This is a genomic window from Sinobaca sp. H24 (assembly GCF_023845525.1).
Genome location: NZ_JALBWT010000057.1, coordinates 1 through 20080, shown reverse-complemented (window position 1 = coordinate 20080; position 20080 = coordinate 1). Strand labels below are relative to the sequence as shown.

At 44.8% G+C, this 20080-nt stretch carries 19 protein-coding genes and 3 pseudogenes; 10 read left to right on the top strand and 12 right to left on the bottom strand.

All coding sequences use genetic code 11. From position 1 onward, the window contains the following. Positions 1-305: 305 nt before the first annotated feature. The 6 genes and pseudogenes from lpdA to MMY81_RS31610 form a co-directional block, all read right to left on the bottom strand. A pseudogene (gene lpdA / locus MMY81_RS31635) lies at positions 306-1696 on the bottom strand (dihydrolipoyl dehydrogenase). A gap of 11 nt (positions 1697-1707) precedes the next feature. Further along, entirely contained in the window at positions 1708-2946 is a 1239-nt protein-coding gene (locus MMY81_RS31630; RefSeq protein ID WP_252315354.1) for a dihydrolipoamide acetyltransferase family protein, read from the bottom strand. Positions 2947-2981: 35 nt separating this feature from the next. Further along, complete coding sequence (locus MMY81_RS31625; protein ID WP_252315355.1) at positions 2982-4016, bottom strand: alpha-ketoacid dehydrogenase subunit beta; 1035 nt, start codon at positions 4014-4016, stop codon at positions 2982-2984. 2 nt (positions 4017-4018) lie between these two features. Continuing rightward, positions 4019-5029: a thiamine pyrophosphate-dependent dehydrogenase E1 component subunit alpha gene (locus MMY81_RS31620; RefSeq protein ID WP_252315356.1), complete on the bottom strand. Its 1011-nt coding sequence runs from the start codon at positions 5027-5029 to the stop codon at positions 4019-4021. Between the two features lie 181 nt (positions 5030-5210). Further along, positions 5211-6611, bottom strand: coding sequence for a sigma-54-dependent Fis family transcriptional regulator (locus MMY81_RS31615; protein ID WP_252315942.1), 1401 nt, complete (start codon positions 6609-6611; stop codon positions 5211-5213). Then, positions 6514-7041 carry a sigma-54-dependent transcriptional regulator family protein gene (locus MMY81_RS31610; protein WP_252315941.1) on the bottom strand — a complete coding sequence of 176 codons (528 nt, stop codon included), beginning with the start codon at positions 7039-7041 and terminating at the stop codon, positions 6514-6516. The genes MMY81_RS31615 and MMY81_RS31610 overlap by 98 nt, the downstream gene beginning before the upstream one ends. A gap of 233 nt (positions 7042-7274) precedes the next feature. On the opposite strand from MMY81_RS31610, the gene MMY81_RS31605 reads away from it, so the two are divergent. The 6 genes and pseudogenes from MMY81_RS31605 to MMY81_RS31580 all read left to right on the top strand — a co-directional run bounded on the left by MMY81_RS31605 (position 7275) and on the right by MMY81_RS31580 (position 10360). After that, entirely contained in the window at positions 7275-7472 is a 198-nt protein-coding gene (locus tag MMY81_RS31605) for a hypothetical protein (protein WP_252315359.1), read from the top strand. A 15-nt stretch (positions 7473-7487) separates the two neighbouring features. Continuing rightward, positions 7488-8078: pseudogene (gene modA / locus MMY81_RS31600) on the top strand (molybdate ABC transporter substrate-binding protein); the annotation flags it as partial. After that, on the top strand, positions 8079-8750 hold the full coding sequence (modB, locus tag MMY81_RS31595) for a molybdate ABC transporter permease subunit (RefSeq protein WP_252315940.1): 672 nt from the start codon (positions 8079-8081) through the stop codon (positions 8748-8750). A gap of 133 nt (positions 8751-8883) precedes the next feature. After that, positions 8884-9690 carry an NAD(P)/FAD-dependent oxidoreductase gene (locus MMY81_RS31590; protein ID WP_308215547.1) on the top strand — a complete coding sequence of 269 codons (807 nt, stop codon included), beginning with the start codon at positions 8884-8886 and terminating at the stop codon, positions 9688-9690. Between the two features lie 128 nt (positions 9691-9818). Further along, positions 9819-10115, top strand: a complete 297-nt coding sequence (locus MMY81_RS31585) for a class I SAM-dependent methyltransferase (RefSeq protein ID WP_252315939.1) — start codon at positions 9819-9821, stop codon at positions 10113-10115. A 14-nt stretch (positions 10116-10129) separates the two neighbouring features. Further along, positions 10130-10360: a hypothetical protein gene (locus MMY81_RS31580; protein ID WP_252315938.1), complete on the top strand. Its 231-nt coding sequence runs from the start codon at positions 10130-10132 to the stop codon at positions 10358-10360. A gap of 177 nt (positions 10361-10537) precedes the next feature. On the opposite strand, the gene MMY81_RS31575 is transcribed toward MMY81_RS31580, so the two are convergent. Then, a complete protein-coding gene (locus tag MMY81_RS31575; protein WP_252315937.1) occupies positions 10538-10720 on the bottom strand; it encodes a hypothetical protein in 183 nt (60 codons plus the stop codon). A gap of 822 nt (positions 10721-11542) precedes the next feature. Here MMY81_RS31575 and MMY81_RS31570 point away from each other — a divergent pair. From MMY81_RS31570 to MMY81_RS31560, 3 genes and pseudogenes are all read left to right on the top strand, one after another. Continuing rightward, positions 11543-11911, top strand: a complete 369-nt coding sequence (locus tag MMY81_RS31570; protein WP_252315936.1) for an ArsR/SmtB family transcription factor — start codon at positions 11543-11545, stop codon at positions 11909-11911. A 17-nt stretch (positions 11912-11928) separates the two neighbouring features. Continuing rightward, a pseudogene (locus MMY81_RS31565) lies at positions 11929-14372 on the top strand (heavy metal translocating P-type ATPase). Further along, positions 14369-14989: a CadD family cadmium resistance transporter gene (locus MMY81_RS31560; RefSeq protein ID WP_252315935.1), complete on the top strand. Its 621-nt coding sequence runs from the start codon at positions 14369-14371 to the stop codon at positions 14987-14989. Before MMY81_RS31565 ends, MMY81_RS31560 begins: the two are co-directional and overlap by 4 nt. A gap of 261 nt (positions 14990-15250) precedes the next feature. On the opposite strand, the gene MMY81_RS31555 is transcribed toward MMY81_RS31560, so the two are convergent. The 5 genes from MMY81_RS31555 to MMY81_RS31535 all read right to left on the bottom strand — a co-directional run bounded on the left by MMY81_RS31555 (position 15251) and on the right by MMY81_RS31535 (position 17162). Then, positions 15251-15448: a hypothetical protein gene (locus tag MMY81_RS31555; protein WP_252315934.1), complete on the bottom strand. Its 198-nt coding sequence runs from the start codon at positions 15446-15448 to the stop codon at positions 15251-15253. 242 nt (positions 15449-15690) lie between these two features. After that, positions 15691-16155 carry a stage III sporulation protein AH gene (locus tag MMY81_RS31550; RefSeq protein ID WP_252315933.1) on the bottom strand — a complete coding sequence of 155 codons (465 nt, stop codon included), beginning with the start codon at positions 16153-16155 and terminating at the stop codon, positions 15691-15693. A 109-nt stretch (positions 16156-16264) separates the two neighbouring features. Continuing rightward, positions 16265-16723 (bottom strand): hypothetical protein, encoded by a 459-nt coding sequence (locus tag MMY81_RS31545; RefSeq protein ID WP_252315932.1) that lies wholly within the window; start codon positions 16721-16723, stop codon positions 16265-16267. Between the two features lie 36 nt (positions 16724-16759). Next, positions 16760-16924: a hypothetical protein gene (locus MMY81_RS31540; protein ID WP_252315931.1), complete on the bottom strand. Its 165-nt coding sequence runs from the start codon at positions 16922-16924 to the stop codon at positions 16760-16762. Positions 16925-16961: 37 nt separating this feature from the next. Then, a complete protein-coding gene (locus MMY81_RS31535) occupies positions 16962-17162 on the bottom strand; it encodes a hypothetical protein (RefSeq protein WP_252315930.1) in 201 nt (66 codons plus the stop codon). A gap of 537 nt (positions 17163-17699) precedes the next feature. On the opposite strand from MMY81_RS31535, the gene MMY81_RS31530 reads away from it, so the two are divergent. Continuing rightward, a complete protein-coding gene (locus MMY81_RS31530; RefSeq protein WP_252315929.1) occupies positions 17700-19634 on the top strand; it encodes a fructose-1,6-bisphosphatase in 1935 nt (644 codons plus the stop codon). Positions 19635-20080: the final 446 nt, after the last annotated feature.

Here is a 20080-nt window from a genome sequence, read left to right as displayed (position 1 = left end):
GATCCTGGCAATAGTAACCTGCTCTAAAGCGGCCTGTGCCTGTTTTTTGGCTGTATTTGCCTGAAGCCATGCAAAAACGGCGGCTCCCAGACTGATCACAAGTACAAGTAGATTTATTGAGGTCATCGTTATCCTTAACTCCCTTCTATGATACATAGTATAAGAAAAAAACAGTACGCCGCCAAGTCCTGTGGGCAGAGAAAGTCTTTATTAGTATAACAAAAATGTAAATCGTTATTGGCGAATTGATACTTTTTCGATGATTTTCCACATTAAAAAGCAGGAGAACCGAAGCTCTCCTGTTTTTATAATTGATGAATCGGCGTACCTATTATTTTTTCCGCTGCTTCCATGACACTTTCTCCAAGCGTCGGATGCGCGTGAACGACAAGGGATACATCTTCGGCGGTTAAGCCTGATTGAATACAGACGGCTAGCTCATTAATCAGCTCCGGAGCGCCTTCACCGGATGCTTCTGCCCCTAATATCGTTCCATCTGCAGCATCCGTAATCAGCGTCACCATGCCGGATGCTGCATTTAACGTCAATGCACGGCCGTTATGACTCATCGGGAAGCTTTCACCGCTCACGTCATACCCTTCTTTTTCTGCCGATTCTTTCGATAAACCGACGGTTGCGAGCGGCGGATCGGAAAAGACAACAGCTGGAATAACGAAGTCGGTGCTGTCTCCATCCTGCCCTTCCAGCGCCTCACTTACTAGTTTCCCCTGCATCGACGCGCGGTGGGCCAAAGCAGGACCGGGGGTGATGTCACCGATCGCAAAAATATGGGATACATCCGTGCGGCAGGACGGGCTTACTGCAATAAAGCCTTTATCATCTGTTTGAATGCCCGCCTTTTCCAGCCCCAGTTTCTCTGTATTTGGCTTTCTCCCCACTGTAATAAGCACATACTCACTTTCTTTCGTTTCCGTTCGACCGTCTTTTTCATACGTAACGTAAGCCGACTGACCGCCCGTCTCTACCTTTGTTACCTTTGTATTGGTATATACTGCTACATTCGAACGTGCTTTCAGCTCCTTCGCAGCAAGCCCGGACATGGAACCCGGAAACCCCGGCAGAATAGCGGACAGTCCTTCGATAATGGTCACTTCCGTACCGAAATTCGCAAACATCGTTCCAAGCTCGATGCCGATATAACCTCCGCCGATCACCGTTATCGACTTCGGCTTTTTGGTTAAAGCAAGCGCCTCTGTCGATGAGAGCGTTCGTTCATTAAACGGAAATGCCGGAATTTCAACAGGAGAGGAGCCGGTCGCCACAATACAGTAAGAGAATGTGATTTCCTTCCTCTCCCCGCCACTTTCACTCGGTTCGGATCAACGAAAGCCGCTTCTCCTTTTACAATAGTTACTCCCGCTGCCTGCAGCAGTCCTTTCACGCCTCCGGTAAGCTGTTGCACAATACCTGATTTCCACTGCTGCAGCTGTTGAAAATTAATCTCCGGCTCCGGGAAATGAATGCCGGCCGGCGCCGCGCGGACGGGAGTTGCTGCGTAGTGCCCGGCTTCGATTAACGCCTTCGAAGGAATACAGCCCACATTTAAACATGTGCCGCCAAGCTCCCCCTTATCAACGATCGTCACCTCCCTGCCTTTTTGGGCGGCGCGGATCGCTGCCACATATCCCCCGGGGCCCGCACCAAGAATAAGAAGTTCTGTCTGATTCTCCTTCATCAGACCACCTCCTACAGCAGCATCTGATACGGATGCTCCAGTGCTGATGCGACATCCTTTAAAAACCGGCTTGCCGGATCGCCGTCAATAGTACGGTGGTCAAAGGTTAAGCTGAGCGGCAGAAATCTTCGTGCCACGGGCTTTCCTTCCACCATGACCACTTCTTCCTGGAGCGAGCCAATGCCTAGAATGCCGGCTTCCGGAGGGTTCAGAATCGGTGTAAAATACTCGATACCTGTTGCTCCCAGGTTTGTAATCGTAAACGTGGATCCCGACATTTCATGCGTGTCAAGCTGGCCTTCGCGCGCTTTTTCTGCCAGGGTTTGAATGCTCTCCGCTAGTCCCAGCACTGTTTGCCGCTCAGCGTGGAACACTACCGGTACGACCAGGCCATTTTCCAGCGATGCGGCAATACCTAAATGAACGTGCGGATACGTGTGAATCGCGTCTTCTATATACGCACTGTTCATACCGGAATGAGCCAGCAGGCTTTTTACCACTGCTTTTGCAATAAAAGCAGTCAGCGTCAGCGGCACGGTCTCTCCGCTTGTCTCCAGGCTCTGTTTGGCCTGCTTCTGCACGTGGAGCAGGTCGGTGACGTCTGCTTTTTTCATTAAAGTCAGCTGCGCGCTTTGCTGCAGGCTTTGATACATATTGTCCGCAATCGCTTTTCGCATGCCTCGTACCGGTGTTTTCGTCACTGCTTCTTCTATACCAGCGTAAGGAACGATATCTGTCTGCGACGCCGGCTTCTCCGTAGCTGGCTCAGCATAGTTTTCTACATCCTGCTTCGTGATTCGTCCCTGCGGGCCTGTTCCCGTGAGCGCTTCAAGCGGAATGTTTTTTGATTTTGCCAGCTTTTTGGCGGCCGGTGAAATTTTGATATTTCTGGAATCCGACGCGGAGCGCCCATTTGTCTTCGGCGCATCTTTTACCTCCGCAGAAGCAGGCTCCTCTTCTTTGGCTTCCGGTGCGTTGCTGTCTGTTTCGGCTCCCGGCTGGGGCTTTTCTCCTTTTTCCCCAATATAGGCAAGCGTCTTCCCTACTGCCAGGGTGTCATCCACATCCGCAATCACTTCTATAATAACTCCGTCAGCCGGAGCTTCCAGGTCGTTTGTGATTTTGTCAGAGCTGATCGTAACGAGGGGATCCCCTTTTTTGACTTTATCGTCTTGTTTCACGAGCCATTCTACAATTGTACCTTCCTCCATGCTCATTCCAAATTTAGGCATCACCACTTCCTGTGCCATGCGTCTCACTCTCCTTCAGCCTGTTCTTGGATTTATCAGCTTGCCACAATTGATTCGTCATCAATCAGTTCAGCGACCACTTGAATAATCTTCTCCGGCGACGGCAGATACAGGTCTTCGAGCGATGGAGAAAACGGAACCGGACTGTGCGGCGCGGTTACCATTTTTATCGGGGCATCGAGGAAATCAAAGCCTTTATCCGCTACCATGGCTGAAATATCCGTTGCAGCGTTGCAGCGCGGATTTGCCTCATCCACAATAATGAGACGGCTCGTTTTTTGAACCGATTTTAAAATCGTATCTTCATCAAGCGGTGACAGGCTGCGGGGATCTACAATTTCGGCCTGAATGCCTTTTTCCGCCAGTTTATCCGCTGCATCAAGTGCCGTCTGCACCTGCTTTCCGATAGCAACAATCGTCACATCGCTGCCTTCCCGCTTAATATCCGCCTTGCCGATCGGAATTTTGTAATGACCCTCGGGCACTTCTCCTTTTACGTTGTAGAGCGTTTTGTCTTCAAAAAAGATCACAATGTCATCGTCTTCAATTGCGGAGATTAAAAGTCCTTTGGCATCAGCCGGCGTTGACGGTACAACCACTTTCAATCCTGGAATGGCTGTAAACATGCCATACAGGCTCTGCGAGTGCTGAGCCGCCGCCCGGAAACCGGCTCCGTGCATCGTCCGGATAACGAGAGGGATTTTCGCGTGCCCGCCAAACATGTAGCGCAGCTTTGCACCCTGATTCATCACTTCATCGAGGCAGCTGCCGATAAAATCGTTAAACATCAGCTCGGCGATCGGCCTCATACCGGTAGCCGCGGCACTCACAGCCGCTCCTACATAGCCCGCTTCTGCGATCGGTGTATCAAGAACACGGTCCCGGCCAAATTCCTGGACAAGTCCCTGGGTTACGCCCATGACGCCTCCCCATGCTTCCTCATCCTGCAGATGGTCTACATTCGCTCCACCCGCTACGTCCTCTCCGAGCAGAATGACAAGTTCATCGTTTCGCATCGTAATGGCCATCGCCTCATTAACTGCGTCTGAAAAAGATATTTTTCTTGCCATTTTTATTCCTCCCCGCCTGGCTGGTAATCTACATACACGTCTGTCGTCAGCTGGTCTGCTTCCGGCATTGGACTTTTCTCTGCAAATTCCACGGCATCTTCTATTTCTTTTCTGACACTTTCATCAATAGAATGGAGCTCATCTTCTGAAGCCATGTCTGTAGTCAGTACATGCTGACGGAAGCGGATAATCGCATCCAGTTCCTTTAAGTGCTCATCGCGCTCTTCATTTGTTTTGTATTTCTGAGCGTCTCCTTCAAAGTGACCGTAGTTCCGGTACGTTTTGCACTCAATTAATGTCGGGCCTTCTCCATTTCTCGCCCGTTCGACAGCGCGCTCCGCTGCTTCATATACCGCCATCGTGTCTTTTCCGTCCACCGTTTCACCCGGGATTCCGTATGAGGCTGCCCGATCGGCAATCGATTCACAGCTGGACGCATATTCAAACGGAGTTGCTTCGGCATAGCCGTTGTTTTCGGCTACAAAGATAACCGGAAGCTTCCAAATCGCCGCCATATTAATGCCTTCGTGGAAGGTGCCGTGGTTATTGGCTCCGTCGCCAAAGAAACACACCGCTACTCCGCCGGTTTTGCGGAGCTTGGCAGACAGCCCTGCTCCGGTTGCGAGAGGGAAACCACCTCCTACAATCCCGTTTGCTCCAAGCATGCCCTTACTGACGTCAGCGATATGCATCGATCCGCCTTTTCCTTTACAGAGTCCGGTAGACTTGCCGTAAATCTCAGCCATCATCCCTTTCAGGTCACACCCTTTAGCGATACAGTGGCCGTGGCCCCGGTGCGTGCTTGTAATACTGTCCTTATCATCGAGATGCGCGCATACTCCTACGGCCACCGCTTCTTCTCCCGCATACAAGTGAACAAATCCCGGCAGTACACCTGTGCTGAACGTTTCATGGACCTGGTCTTCAAACCTGCGGATCTCCGCCATCTTCTGATACATCCATTTTGCTTTTTCTGACGTGAGGGACTGCTTTTGAATTTCCGATACTCCCATTCTCGTTAACCTCCTTCTGAGTAAATAATGCCGGAAGCCGGCCGTTCTACTACGTTATATTGCAATATCCATGCCAAAATGATAACGCTTACAAATAAGGCGTTTTATTATTTTTCTTTATACAAAAATGAGACAAACCGGGATATATCCCAATTTGTCTCATTTCGTCCCACTCTGTCTTTTAAGAAAGTTTATACTTCGCTAGTTTTCGATAAAAGGAGCTTCGGGGAATGCCAAGCTGCTCCGCAGCCAGAGAAGCTTTTCCCCCATGCTGGCGAAGCGCCTTTTCCAGATAGTCCTTTTCCATCTGTTCCCGGACAGAGAGTGATGGAGCAGGCGGTGCTTCCTCGTGTTCAGATGAAATCTGCTGCATGTAGGCTTCAATCTGATGAGGAGCTGGCGTTTCTTCCTGAAACTCTACATACAAACCTTCGAGCACGTTGAAAAGCTCACGGATGTTCCCCTTCCACTCCTGTCGCTGCAGCACCTGAATCGCTTCCTCCGTCCACGTAAACGGACGTCCGTTCTGATGAAAATAGTAGTGTACGAGAGCAGGAATATCCTCCCGGCGCCGGCGAAGCGGCGGCAGGTGAATTGCGTATACATAAATCCGGTAATACAAATCCTCCCGAAAGGTGCCGTTCTGTACCTGTTCGCCGAGCGATCGGTTTGATGCAGTGATCAGCCGGAAATGGACGCGCCTCGTCTTGTCTCCTCCGACCGGCGTGACTTCTTTTTCCTGCAGCACCCGAAGCAGTGCCACCTGCATCGCAGCAGGCACTTCACCGATTTCATCCAGAAACAGCGTGCCTCCATCCGCCTGCATAATCTTTCCGGGCGCCCCTTCTTTTTTCGCGCCCGTAAACGATCCAGGCGCATAACCGAACAGTTCACTCTCCAGCAGATTGGCCGGAACGGCTCCGCAGTTAATGGCAATAAACGGAGCACTCGGCCCGGCATGGCTTTCATGTATGGACCGGGCCATGACTTCTTTTCCGGTTCCCGTTTCTCCTGAAATATGCACCGTAACGTTGGTCCGGGAGGCTTTTTCTGCTTTTATAAGCACGTGTCTGAATGCGCTGCTTGAACCTGCTGCACCACGAAAAGCAAAGGTCTGCGTCCAGCCTGTGCCATATCGTTCCGGCTCTTTCACCGGGACTGTTATAAAGCTTCCAATCTCCTGTCCGCCATCGATCGAATACACCGGCCTCCTGTTCATAGAGAAAGGCAGTACCTTCGTGGAGTCACCCGGAGATACGCTCAGGTTCTTTTTAGCTTCCGGAGAAAGATATACAATACGGCCCCTGCGGTCCGCCACAAGAAAGGATGTCTCCTGTTTTCCGAGATGTTCGAGTGCATAATGCATGAGAACAATTTCTTCTTCTTTGATCAACTGCTGCCATTTGTGTTCGATCGCAAACGCAGCTGAAACAACCGTACCAAGCAGATGCTCGTGATAGCCGGGCATAAATGGACTGGAAATATCAAGAACCCCAAGCACCTCCCCCATCTCGTCGCGGATCGGGGAAGCTGAACACCCCCAGCTTTGCGAGGCCAGGGAAAAGTGCTCCGGGCCGTTCACCGTAATCGCCTCTTCCGTCGCAAGCGCCGTCCCGATCGCATTTTGTGCCAACTTCTTTTTCCGTCCACTTCACCCCTTCTGTAAAATTAATGTGGGTCGCAAGCGCTTTTGCTCTGTCCTGTCCCACCAGCTTTAACACATATCCGTCCCTGTCAATCAGCAGAATAATCATATTAGACTGTGCATACATCTGTGCCAGCTTTTGCATAAAAGGCACTGCAATCTCAATCAGGCGCTTATTCTCCTCGCGTTTCTTCTGAAGATCTTCATTTTCCAGACGCAGAACCCCTTTTCCGTTGTAAGGATCCACACCGCTCTTCCGGCATTGATACCAGGAAGCCGCAATTCGCCTGCTGATTCTGGACGTATCCAGCGATCCTTCCTGCACGAACTGCTTCCACTGCTCTTTTGTTACCTGACCAGCCATCATGAAGCTCACCTCAATTTTTATTTAATCAAAGGCCTGCTTAGTCGTCTGTATGATAGGAGTATGTGAATAGGACCGCCCTGTCGGATTATCTCTATCTTTAAGTATATATGATAACGCTTACATATGATAGGAAGGTTTTATGTTCCGATTCCAACTGAACAGAAAAGCATTTCACATATAAGTATAACTAGATATAATTAGCTGTAACTGATTATATCTAGAGGAGGAAAACCGTGGCATTTTATACATTCATAAAACATTTCATTATCGTACTTTTCCCCCTGACCGCCGCCGCTCTGGCAGGATGCAGTCCCGGCATAGATTCTCCGGGCAGTGGACAAAGCGAAGCTGAGCGTGCAGATATTTCTATCATGGCTGCGGCCAGTCTTACAGATGCTCTCGAAGAGCTTAAATTAACGTACGAAGAATAGGAAAATGTAGAATTAGTCATTAATTATGGATCATCCGGGCAGCTCCGCCAGCAGATCAGCCAAGGAGCTCCCGCCGATATATTTTTATCAGCGGATATTTCCGACATGGAACTTCTGGAACAAGACGAATCTGTTTCTGAATCCATTGATTTACTGCAAAATCAATTAACCCTGGTGGCCTCTCCTTCCGCCGCAGAAGAACTGCATGCATGGGAAGATATAACCCGTGAAGCACTGCAGGGAGTGTCCATCGGTGAACCCGATACGGTCCCTGCCGGCCGCTATGCACGGCAGTCGCTGGAAAACCTTAATCTTTGGAAGGATGTAGAAGCAAACCTCATTTATGGCTCTGATGTCCGCCAGGTGCTTACTTACGTAGAGACAGGAAACGTGGATGCGGGAATTGTCTATCAAACAGACGCACTAACATCTGAACAAATAAACATTATCGATCACGCACCCGAAGATTCCCACGACCCTATAACATATCCTTTTGGGCTGTTAAATGAAGCAGATGGAGAAGCACAGGATTTCTATTACTGGCTGCAGGAAGACGAATCGTTGGACGTATTTGAATCCTACGGCTTCGCAAGAGCGCTGCCCTAAATGGAAACAGAATTCTGGACCGCGATCATTGTTTCCCTGCGCATTGTTAGTATGGCCAGCCTGCTGGCATTTCTCACCGCTCTTTTCGCTGCATGGGGGTTAAAAAAACGCCATTTCCCGGGTAAGCTGTTCATTGAAACGGTATTAATGCTGCCTCTTGTCCTGCCTCCCACGGTCATTGGGTTCGGACTGTTAATTGTTTTAGGCAGAAACAGCTGGGTCGGAAGCGCCTACGAATGGCTGTTTGAACAGCCGATTGTGTTTTCTTACCTTGCTGCCGTGATTGCCGCTACCGTTGTGGCTTTTCCACTGGTGTACCAAACGTTTATTAATGGATTTGAGGCAGTGGACACCGATTTGGAAGACGCCGCTAAACAGATGGGAGCCAGTGCCTGGGAAGTATTTCTGTACGTAACGCTTCCTCTCGCGCAGAAATCCATCGTCTCGGGCTTTATGCTCGGATTTGCCAGGGCTCTTGGGGAATTTGGGGCTACATTGATGTTTGCCGGCAGTATTTACGGGGTAACCCGGACTATTCCTACTGCCATTTACCTTGCTGTAGAAACAGGTGATTTTCTGCTGGCTTCCTATTGGGTCGGCTCTATCGTTGTTTTCGCATTTTTTTTACTGGCATCCGTCCAGCGGATCAAAAATTCAACCGCCGGCTTTTAACTATCCAACTCGAAACAGACAGCAGAAACCGTTCTGCTGTCTTTTCGTTGACTTATTTTAAAGCGGATGCTATATTTTATTCTATTAAAGATAATAATAGTCTTTAATATCTATAATAAAAGGAGATGATTTTATGATACTCGACTGCGCTGTAATCGGCGGCGGGCCGGCGGGCTTAAATGCCTCTCTCGTTCTCGGACGCGCCCGAAGAAAAACAATTCTTTTTGATGATAACAAACCAAGGAATGCGGTCACGTCCGAATCACACGGATTTATTACGCGGGATGGGATAAATCCCCAGGAATTAAAACGAATTGCCCAGGCTGAGCTCGATAAGTATCCGGCTGTCCGCATTGAAAAGCAGCGGGTGCAGGAGATTTATAAAGACAACGAGTATTTTCAAATTACAGCAGAAAACGGCAACGTATACACGGCCAAAAAGATTATACTGGCTACCGGCTTCAAAGAGATCTTGCCGGACGTAAAACGGGTGGAAGAATTCTACGGAAGCAGCCTGTTCAGCTGCCCCTACTGCGATGGCTGGGAACTGCGGGATCAGCCGCTGGCCGTTATTTCTGAAAATCCACATGCTTTTCACATGGCTAAAATCGTTTCGAACTGGACGGATGATGTTATCGTATGTACGAACGGCAGAAAGCAGCTCTCAGACGCAGAAAAAGAAACATTGGGCCGGAAAGACATAAAGGTATATGAAGAAAAAATCCACTCCTTAACCGGGAAAAACGGGGCACTTGAGGAAATAGCATTTGCAGACGGTACTATTATCAGCCGAACCGGCGGATTTATTACACCGGAATGGAAGCAGAGCTCTTCCTTCGCTGCATCACTCGGCTGCAGCCTGAACGAGCGCGGCGGAATAGACGTCGATCAAATGAAACAAACAGATCTCCCGGCGTATTCGCATGCGGAGATACGTTAATGGCGGGTCCCTCCCAGCTGATTATTGCCGCCGGTGAAGGCAGCATGGCCGGCGCAGGTGTTAATTCGACTTTAATAGAAGAATCATTTGCATAAACGTACTTGAAGTAAAAAAGGAGGAAATAGACGATGCATCACCATAAAGGAAAAGTATCCTATTTAGACAGCCAGGAACGAAGAGATGAACTGCCGCCGGAGGAAGTTTTCGGTATGATTCCGCTTAAATCCTCTGATGATGTGCTCGATTTCGGTGCCGGCACCGGTTATTTTTCCATCCCTGCGGCTAAAAAAACAGCCGGTACTGTTTACGCACTCGATACGGATGACAGTATGCTCGAAATCATCCGCTCCAAAACCGTGAAGGAGGGGCTGACGAACATCGTACCAATTTCTGCTTTGTCACTGCTGATAACTCCATCGATGTAGTCATTGCCTCGCTCGTGCTTCATGAAATAGACCCTATCGCTCCCGTGCTGCATCAAATCCAGCATGTATTAAAGAAGGACGGTTTTCTTATCTGTGTAGAACTTGAACCTAAAGGTGCTTCCAGCCACAAAGGACCAAGAGTCACGTCCGGACAGATGGAACAGTCATTTATCTCAGCCGGGCTGCGCATCACAAAAATGCTCCACCCTGCCGAAAAGCTGTATGTTCTCATAGCGCAGAAATAATTTCTGCAGTAATTACAGATAATAAAGATTTTTTAAATACCTAATGATACCTTCTATACTTTTCAATAGATAATCAAATACAAAATATCCGGTACTCATGAAATACTTAACTATAAAAAAAGAAGCAAAGCCTCCTAAGCGGAAGGTCTTTGCCTCTTTTAGTATGATCGATTCTATTTAACATTTAAGAGTCAGTTGAATACTGCTCCCGTTCTTTCTTTTCTCTTCTAACTCTGCCAGGCAGATATTTTGTTCGTTTTTCGTCGAGCGATAATGTTGAATCGTCGCCCACGTGCACATGCCTAAAGAAAAAATCACAATGCCAATTAACGCGATAATAAATAAGCTAAAAATACTCACTAATATCCCTCCTCAAGAAACATGACATTGGTCACTCAACACATTCAAACTCATAGCCACTACTCGGTTCAGCAGCACCGGAATCTATTGTACCACTGACGCCAGCTGCACCGTGTTTCTATCTTTCTCGTATTCTGCTAAAAACATAAGCACAACAAAGCCCATAAGCGTTTGATAAACGCTGCTATAATACATGAAAAAATCTACAAAGAAAAGACTGACAGCTAGAATGAGAACCGTAGCGCGAAGACCTTAGCGTATAGTATTCACATGAGCCCTCCTTCATTTATTTTACGCTTACTAACGTTACCATATATGCCCTTCTCCGTTAACCGCTCTTCTGTTTCTCACAAAGACAACATCAGAAACCTTAAGAAGTAGGGAGATAACTAGTGTTCTTTCTTAAACTCGGGCATTTTGACCTTTGCTGCTTACTTGGAGGTACGCATAGTGACAAGGTTCCCTAAGGCTCCTTTTCTTTTTGACATTCCTTTTGGAAAATATTTCGTTTCCGTTCGTAAATGTGTATGTGACATAAAAAACGCCCGTAAAGTTTAATTTAACTTTTACGGACGTTCATAACGATTCTTTTTCCTCATATTATTACCGTTCCTAAACGTGTACTTTTAAGAACGAATAAATTATTTATCACAATAAAGTTCACTTACGATATCGTAATTTCTTTCAGCTTTATTCCAGAAAATTCTTTCTATGTCGAGAAAAACTTATACAAATTTATTATTATTCAAACGTCTGCTTGAATAAAGAAAAACAAGATGATATACTATATTCAAACAAATATTTGAATGACGGGGTGTATGTATGAATAAGAAAGAAACATGTGAAGTTTTTTGTTATGACGAAGAAAAGGTTAACCGGATGCAAGAGAATTTACAAACTGTCGATATTGCCGGTATATCACAGATGCTTAAGGCTATTGCCGATGTGAATAGGGCAAAAATCACCTATTCCTTATGCAAGGAAGAGGAATTATGCGTCTGTGACATCGCAAATATACTCGGTGTGACTGTAGCAAATGCATCTCATCATTTACGCACGCTCTACAAAGAAGGCATCGTTAGATTCAGGAAAGAAGGGAAACTCGCGTTCTATTCTCTGGAAGATCAGCATATTAAAGAAATCATGACGATTGCATTAATACATAGGAAAGAAGTGATAACCAATGTCTGAAGGGATTGCAGAGCTGACTGAAGAAGAAAAAAAAAGTTTACCGTGTTCAGGGGTTTTCCTGTGCGAACTGTGCAGGGAAATTTGAGCGCAATGTGAAGAAACTACCTGAAGTTCAAGATGCGAAGGTGAATTTTGGCGCATCAAAAATTTCTGTATATGGTTCTGCAACAGTTGAGGAACTGGAAGAAGCAGGGGCATTTGAAAACCTCAAAGTGGTGCCTGAAAAGTCTAGGCGTCAAACGCAACCAGAAGTAAATAAAGAAAAAAAAGTTTACCGTGTTCAGGGGTTTTCCTGTGCGAACTGTGCTGGCACATTTGAGAACAATGTGAAGAAACTACCTGAAGTTCAAGATGCGAAGGTGAATTTTGGCGCATCAAAAATTTCTGTATATGGTTCTGCAACGGTTGAGGAACTGGAAGAAGCAGGAGCATTTGAAAATCTCATAGTGGTGCCTGAGAAATCCCGGGAAGAAAGTGGACAAGACAAAAAAGAAAAGGAAGTAACCATTCCATTTTATAAAAAGCACAGCACTCTGCTCTATTCGCTACTGTTTATCGCTTTTGGCTTCATTTCAATGTTGGTGAATGGTGATGACAATATTCTTACACCGCTGCTATTCATCACTTCCATGATTGTCGGAGGGGCTTCAATGCTGAAAACGGGTCTCCAGAATTTAGTCCGGTTTGAATTTGATATGCGAACCCTGATGACAGTCGCAGTGATTGGCGGTGTCATCATCGGAGAATGGGCCGAGGTCGCAATCGTGGTCATCTTGTTTGCCATCAGCGAAGCGTTGGAGCGTTTCTCGATGGATCGAGCAAGGCAATCCATCAGTTCATTGATGGATATTGCTCCTAAAGAGGCACTTGTCAGACGCAACGGACAGGAAATGACAGTGCACGTCAATGATATTGCTGTGGGCGATATCATGATTGTTAAGCCTGGACAGAAAATTGCTATGGACGGCGTAATTGTCAATGGCTACTCTGCAATCAACCAGGCAGCAATCACAGGTGAATCAGTGCCGGTTGAAAAATCGCTCGATGATGAAGTGTTTGCAGGGACGCTGAACGAAGAAGGCTTACTGGAAGTTAAAATCACTAAATTGGTTGAAGATACGACCATTGCCAAAATCATTCATCTGGTGGAAGAAGCACAGGGTGAGCGTGCCCCCGCCCAGGCATTCATTGATAAATTCGCAAAATATTATACACCCATCATTATGGGTGTCGCAGTGCTGGTTGCGATTGTACCGCCGTTATTTTTCGGTGCCAGTTGGTCTACTTGGGTATACCAGGGGTTAGCGGTCCTCGTTGTAGGTTGTCCATGCGCATTGGTGATTTCCACGCCGATAGCGATTGTTTCAGCAATCGGAAATGCTGCCAAGAAGGGAATCCTTATAAAAGGGGGGTTTACCTCGAAGAAATGGGTGGATTAAAAGCCATTGCATTTGATAAGACCGGCACACTCACAAAAGGCGTCCCGGTTGTAACCGATTATCGTTTAATCGACAATGCAGTTGATGAAAAGGAAATGCTGGCAGTCATCACAGCATTGGAAGATCGTTCTCAGCATCCATTGGCATCCGCGATTATAAAGAAGGCAGACAGTTATAACCTTCCTTATTCTGATATCTTTGTCGAAGACTTTTCTTCCATTACAGGCAAAGGGATACGGGGCAAAATCAATAATGAAATGTATTACGTTGGCAGCCCGGCATTATTTGAAGAGATAGAGGCAGCTAATTTCAATGATGCAATTAAAAGTGATGTCAAAACACTTCAAGAACAAGGTAAGACCGTTATGGTTGCAGGAACGAAAAATACAGTTCAGGCAATTATTGCAGTCGCGGATGAAGTCCGCGAATCAAGTAAAGCGGTAATCCAGAAGCTGCATCAGGTAGGCATCGAAAAAACAGTCATGCTTACGGGGGATAATCATAGTACCGCCAGTGCGATTGGTTCACATGTCGGTGTCACAGATATTCAATCTGAATTACTCCCGCAGGATAAACTAGACGTAATCAAGCAACTAAAAACTGATTATCGTCATGTAGGCATGGTCGGCGATGGGGTCAATGACGCCCCGGCGCTGGCAGCTTCCACCGTTGGTATCGCTATGGGTGGCGCCGGTACAGATACCGCTCTTGAAACAGCAGATGTCGCCTTAATGGGCGATGACCTGAAGAAACTGCCTTTTACCATCAAGCTCAGCCGCAAAACATTGAACATCATCAAAGCGAATATCGCTTTTGCCATTGGAATCAAACTGATTGCTCTATTGTTGGTCATCCCAGGATGGCTGACACTATGGATTGCGATTCTCTCGGACATGGGTGCCACTTTAGTGGTGGCCATGAATGGTTTGAGGCTTATGCGTGTGAAGGAAGATGAATTAAGCTTGGGTTCTTCCCAGATAAATAAAAGTACTGATGCTGAAAAATTGGAGTTGGAACTATGATTGTAACGGCATTTACAGCTGCTGCCGTCTATGTAGCGACAGGAATCGACTATCTCGTCATATTGATTCTTCTGTTTTCGCAAATAAAGAAAAGGAACCAGATCAAACATATCTGGATTGGACAATATATTGGGACAGTCATTATTATACTCGCGAGTCTTCTGGTGTCATTGGGCGTTGCCAATCTAGTTCCCCAACAATGGATAATCGGACTGCTTGGACTGCTGCCGCTTTACCTGGGTATAAAAATATGGATTCAAGGTGAAGAAGACGAAGATGAAGGCAACATTCTCTCCTTCTTCTCTTCAGGTAGATTCAATCAATTATTCATAACGGTCACTTTCATTGTACTGGCTTCCAGTGCGGATGATTTCGCTATCTATATACCGTACTTTACGACTTTAAATATGATGGAAATCATTATTGCCGTCATTGTTTTCATGATCATGGTTGGTGTTCTATGTCTAATCAGCTATCGATTGGCTTCCTTGAATTTTGTTTCAGATAAAATCGAAAAATATGAACGTTGGATCGTTCCAATCGTCTTTATAGGATTAGGAATTTATATCCTATTTGAAAATGGCACATTCAACGCTCTGTTCTCATTCCTATTTTAATAGAAAATTTTATAAGCCGATATCTCTCTTTTAATGTGAGATATCGGCTTAATTTTAGTGCAAAATATCACTTAAATAAGTGCAAAATAAAGTCAAAAGTCACAGTCATCATTAAAACCGAAAAACAATAAGTATAGGCCGAATAAGAAGGTACCGCTAAAAATTAATATAGATAAGTGACATTTCATAGGTATCCCCTTTTCGGAAAAAACAAAATGACCTTTCATAAAAAAGCTTCAAGACCAATCGCCCTGGATTTAATTAATTTCTTTTCCCTTTATTTACAGCGTAGGATATGGCGGAAAGAATTAGACCTATTAATGCTGCAGCAATACCGATATAGGCCGTTAATTGAATTTGACTCGAAGGCGATTCATCTGCATTTATCATATTAATCGTGACAGCTGTCAAAAGTATAATCATTCCTACATTAGTTACAGCTTTTCCGGAAAGTCTCAATTTCGATCTCCTCCCCAGCATTCGTCTATTTTTTCAAATATTTTCCTTTAAGTCAAACGACTGTTGGCGATCTGCTCTCCTGTGGACTATCTCCGATGCTTTTACAGCACCTGTATAAAAACAGTAAAAACAAAGCACAGGTGGCTTCACGACTTGTGCTTTGTTTTTTTATAAAGTTAGTAGGTATAACGTTATAACTTATAGAGGGTCTGCCCCTATGGTAAGCTTCATTTCGATTAAGTCTAATCCCGCTCCTCTGTTTCGATATACTCCCACTTCAAACCTTTTGTATTTAAAACCTGAAGAGTTTCGTCTGCTGACTCCAAATCCAGAACAGCTTCTTTTTCGTGACCCGATACAGCCATCCACACTTTTCCGTTTTTATAGAAGCTCAAATCTTCCGGAAGTGACGTAGAGGTCCCCCAGGCAAATAGGGAAGAAGCCTTCTTTTTTAATACGCGCTTTGCTTCTTCTGTTGTACGGAAATAACACACTGTAGCTGTGTCTTCTATTAATCGATTACTTGCCCACTCTGACTGTATTTTGGATTCTATGTAAGACGACTCAAGCGGTTCAAATACGTGCTTATAGTGCTCTTTCGTGCTGTCATCCAGTAACACCAGTTCAAACATGTCGCAATGTTCAAAAGCCATATCAATAAGTCTTCTATACACTCTGCCTTTAGGGTTTTTTGAGATTATAATCATTAGGCACCCTCGCTTCTATTTCATACTTTACTGCGCTTTGCCATGAAAACACAGTGGTCTCCTGCTGCCAACTTTCTATTGGAAATGAGCAGTTCTACTAAAAATTTTGCTATTTCCTGCTTTTCAACCATTCTTTCGCAATAAGGTTTTTTGGCTCCTTCGATAATATATAACGGCTTGTCTTTTCGGCTTCCTCATCCGGCACGACGTGATCGGGAACTTCATTTAGAAAAAGCAGATATTCTAAGTACCCAAGGTCTTGATGATTGGTTAACCTGATCATTTCTCTAGTATGGTATAACGCAGAATAATAAGCGCCTTCGATATGACAAATCGGGTGTATTAGTAATTCTATGGCCAGATCATGTCCCTCTATTAAAATTGGAATATTATCCTGATTTTTTGCGATAAGATGCTGGGCAAATGTGTAGGAAACAACAGACTCTGTATCAAAGCTCCATTCAAGAACGGCGTCACTGATTTCTTTTTTATTGCCGCTCCCTTTCCACACTTGTTCGGCCTGATTGAAATCCAATGTACGAATCGCCTCGATGATTTGTGTACTCATAAACTCCCCCTTGTTGTTTTCCTATTGAACCGTTTTTCATCTAACCGCACCTATCGTGAAGCGATCAAGAAAGCTGCTGGAATACTTATTTGTATCTATAATGTTAATACCTGCAAAGTCCGTATAGTCTTTACCTGCAAAAAGAAACTCCACCCCTAACACGCTCTCTTTACTTTGAATTTCATCATCTGTAACCCTCAAGCAATAGACGTCCTCTTTTTTGAAAAGGATCTTCTGTTTATGAAAGCCATCTTTCTAATTTCTGCGCATCTTTACCTGTCAGTTCAAATCCATGTATAGCGTTTTTACTATTAACATCTACCATAACCGGTGCTTCTTCATTAAGGTCTTCCGTACTCACAATACGAGGAAATCTTTTCTTTGTAATGTAACGTATCCCATATCTGCTTGTTTTGTCATAAGCCAATATCGTTTTCAATACTATCCACTCCCGACTTTTGAATTTATTCGTTTTTCATCCTATCTTTTAGAAAGTGAAAACTATAAAAAAGCTAAAAGTACTCAGCGTAGGAACCGAATTTAGATTCGAAACAACTAATAAAAGAAACTCCATAAAATATAAAATACTTAACAAGATGAAATAGGGATTTTTAAGCAGTTTCATGGAATCATCCTTCAAGTTTATTTTCTTTATCAGCAGTCAAAATTATTAAACCTAAAAAATGTAAAAAAGAGACCATTCGAGTATAGAGGAAGAAGATATCAACGTCATTGGCGTAGTCGTTACAGGAAATGCCGAGGACCTCTCCGCTTTGGATAGCCTGGATTATGGTCCGCGCCTCTTCCTTAGGAGTCACGGCTAATCCATATGAGTAACTAAAATTGTTATTTTACTGGATACTGCAGGGTATCTCCTATAAACTAAGGGTATACAGACAGCTTCTACTGGTGAATGAGAGACATGGATTCAATACAGATAAACCGTCCTTTATCGGAAATAGAGAGGGGTTTCCTAATGGTAAATTTAAAGTATTTAGACTTATTGGCACAAAAATATGAAAGTGAAGAAAAAGTCGTCACTGAAATTATTAATCTTGAAGCCATACTTAATCTGCCTAAAGGAACGGAGCATTTTGTAAGTGATTTACACGGGGAGTATCAGGCATTTCAACATGTGTTGCGGAATGGTTCCGGCAACGTAAAAATGAAAATCAATGACCTTTTCAAAGACGAACTGAAGGAATGGGAAATCAATGAATTTGCGACCTTGATTTATTATCCGGAAGAGAAACTCCAGCTCGTAAAAAGTAATTTCAGCAGTAAACAGGAACTGCAGGAATGGTACATAGACAGCATCGAGCACATGCTGAAGCTTGTGTCCTATGCTTCTTCCAAATACACACGTTCCAAATTGCGCAAAGCGCTGCCTTCCCAGTTTGTGTATATTATTGAGGAATTATTATATAAAACGGATGAATTCCAAAACAAGAAAGAATACTACGGAAAGATGCTCGAACGCATTATTTCCCTGGGACAGGCCGATAAATTGATCGTTGGCCTGGCGTACACTACGCAGCGGCTGGTCGTGGATCATCTTCATGTAGTAGGAGACATTTACGACCGTGGCCCGGATCCGCACAAAATCATGGATACTCTTATCAACCACCACTCTGTCGACATTCAGTGGGGAAATCACGATGTTCTATGGCTCGGTGCTTATGCCGGCTCTACCGTCTGTCTGGCAAATATCATCCGTATCTGCGCGCGTTACAACAACCTTGATATCATCGAAGATGTATATGGCATCAACCTGCGGCCGCTTCTGAATCTGGCGGAGAAATATTACGATGATAACCCAGCTTTTCAGCCGAAGCGTAATGCCGGTGATAAATTGACCGAGCAGGAACAGCTGCAGATTACCAAGATTCATCAGGCTATTTCCATTATCCAGTTCAAAATGGAAAGCCCGATCATTAAGAGACGCCCCTGCTTAAACATGGAAGATCGGCTTTTGCTTGAAAAAGTGGATTATGAGAAACAGGAAGTCACCATTCATGGGAAAACGTATCCGTTGGAAAACAGCTGCTTTGCGACAGTCAATCCAGAACGACCTGATGAATTATTAGAAGAAGAAAAGCAGGTCATTGATAAGCTGCTCTTCTCTATTCAACACTCCGAAAAACTGACCAGACATATGAATTTCCTGATGAAAAAAGGCAGCCTTTATTTGAAATACAACGGAAACTTATTGATTCATGGATGTATTCCTTTAAATGAGAACGGAAACATGAAAGAAATGGAAATTGAAGATGTCACTTATGCCGGCCGGGAGCTGTTGGATGTTTTTGAGAGCTACGTACGCTATGCCTTTGCTCATCCAGAAGACACCGATGACTTCGCAACAGACATGATCTGGTATTTATGGACAGGGGAAAACTCCTCTCTCTTTGGAAAAAGAGAAATGACCACCTTCGAGCGTTATTTTATTAAAGAAAAAGAAACGCACAAAGAAAGAAAAAATCCATATTATTATTTGCGTGAAGACGAGGAAATATGCCGCAGTATGCTCGCCGAGTTTGATCTTAATCCTGACCAGGGCCGGATTATCAACGGGCATACGCCGGTGAAAGAAATTGACGGAGAGGATCCGATCAAAGCGAATGGCAAGATGATCGTCATTGACGGAGGATTCTCGAAAGCGTATCAATCTACTACTGGAATAGCCGGCTACACGCTCTTATACAACTCTTACGGGATGCAGCTGGTTGCTCATAAGCTGTTTAACTCGAAAGAGGACGTATTAAACAAAGAGACGGATGTATTGTCTGTAAAGAGACTGGTGGATGAAGAACTGGAACGCAAAAAAGTGAGAGAAACGAATAATGGTGAAAAACTATTACGGGAAATTACCAGTTTAAATAGTTTGAGAGAGCATCGTTATATGAAATAAAAGCACTTCCCTTTTTGTACACAGCCTTGAAAAATTAATATCGTGACCATTCGTAAAGAACTTCGCCTTCCTTTTACTAAGGAGACGAGGTTCTTTTTTTAAATTTTTCATTATATCTCCATACATTAATATCGGCCTGGTTTGTTTTTTAATTCTGGATTTACCCTAAAGCCCCGCCTGTCTTTTTATTGGTACAGAATGGGTAGTTTTGTACGAATATGTAATGATTTTTGTTTATCCTGAAGCGTTTCCAGGATTTTCACTCTATGTATTGATCATCCATGTCTTCTTGCTGCTATCCATTTCTTTTTATCATAAAACTCCTGATTATTTACGGGAGATTATTCATTATCATGGTCATAACTCATACGGACAGCTGGAAAAGCAGGTTATTCTGTTTGCATGAATGCTCTTTTTTGTTTGCAACGCCATAATTACCTTTCCTC

Excerpts from the sequence above, each read along its gene's own strand:
- MMY81_RS31630 (WP_252315354.1), bottom strand. The coding sequence starts at position 2,946 with ATGGCACAGGAAGTGGTGATGCCTAAATTTGGAATGAGCATGGAGGAA.
- MMY81_RS31625 (WP_252315355.1), bottom strand. The coding sequence starts at position 4,016 with ATGGCAAGAAAAATATCTTTTTCAGACGCAGTTAATGAGGCGATGGCC.
- MMY81_RS31620 (WP_252315356.1), bottom strand. The coding sequence starts at position 5,029 with ATGGGAGTATCGGAAATTCAAAAGCAGTCCCTCACGTCAGAAAAAGCA.
- MMY81_RS31610 (WP_252315941.1), bottom strand. The coding sequence starts at position 7,041 with ATGATGGCTGGTCAGGTAACAAAAGAGCAGTGGAAGCAGTTCGTGCAG.
- modB (WP_252315940.1), top strand. The coding sequence starts at position 8,079 with ATGGAAACAGAATTCTGGACCGCGATCATTGTTTCCCTGCGCATTGTT.
- MMY81_RS31590 (WP_308215547.1), top strand. The coding sequence starts at position 8,884 with ATGATACTCGACTGCGCTGTAATCGGCGGCGGGCCGGCGGGCTTAAAT.
- MMY81_RS31585 (WP_252315939.1), top strand. The coding sequence starts at position 9,819 with ATGCATCACCATAAAGGAAAAGTATCCTATTTAGACAGCCAGGAACGA.
- MMY81_RS31570 (WP_252315936.1), top strand. The coding sequence starts at position 11,543 with ATGAATAAGAAAGAAACATGTGAAGTTTTTTGTTATGACGAAGAAAAG.
- MMY81_RS31560 (WP_252315935.1), top strand. The coding sequence starts at position 14,369 with ATGATTGTAACGGCATTTACAGCTGCTGCCGTCTATGTAGCGACAGGA.
- MMY81_RS31550 (WP_252315933.1), bottom strand. The coding sequence starts at position 16,155 with ATGATTATAATCTCAAAAAACCCTAAAGGCAGAGTGTATAGAAGACTT.
- MMY81_RS31545 (WP_252315932.1), bottom strand. The coding sequence starts at position 16,723 with ATGAGTACACAAATCATCGAGGCGATTCGTACATTGGATTTCAATCAG.
- MMY81_RS31530 (WP_252315929.1), top strand. The coding sequence starts at position 17,700 with ATGGTAAATTTAAAGTATTTAGACTTATTGGCACAAAAATATGAAAGT.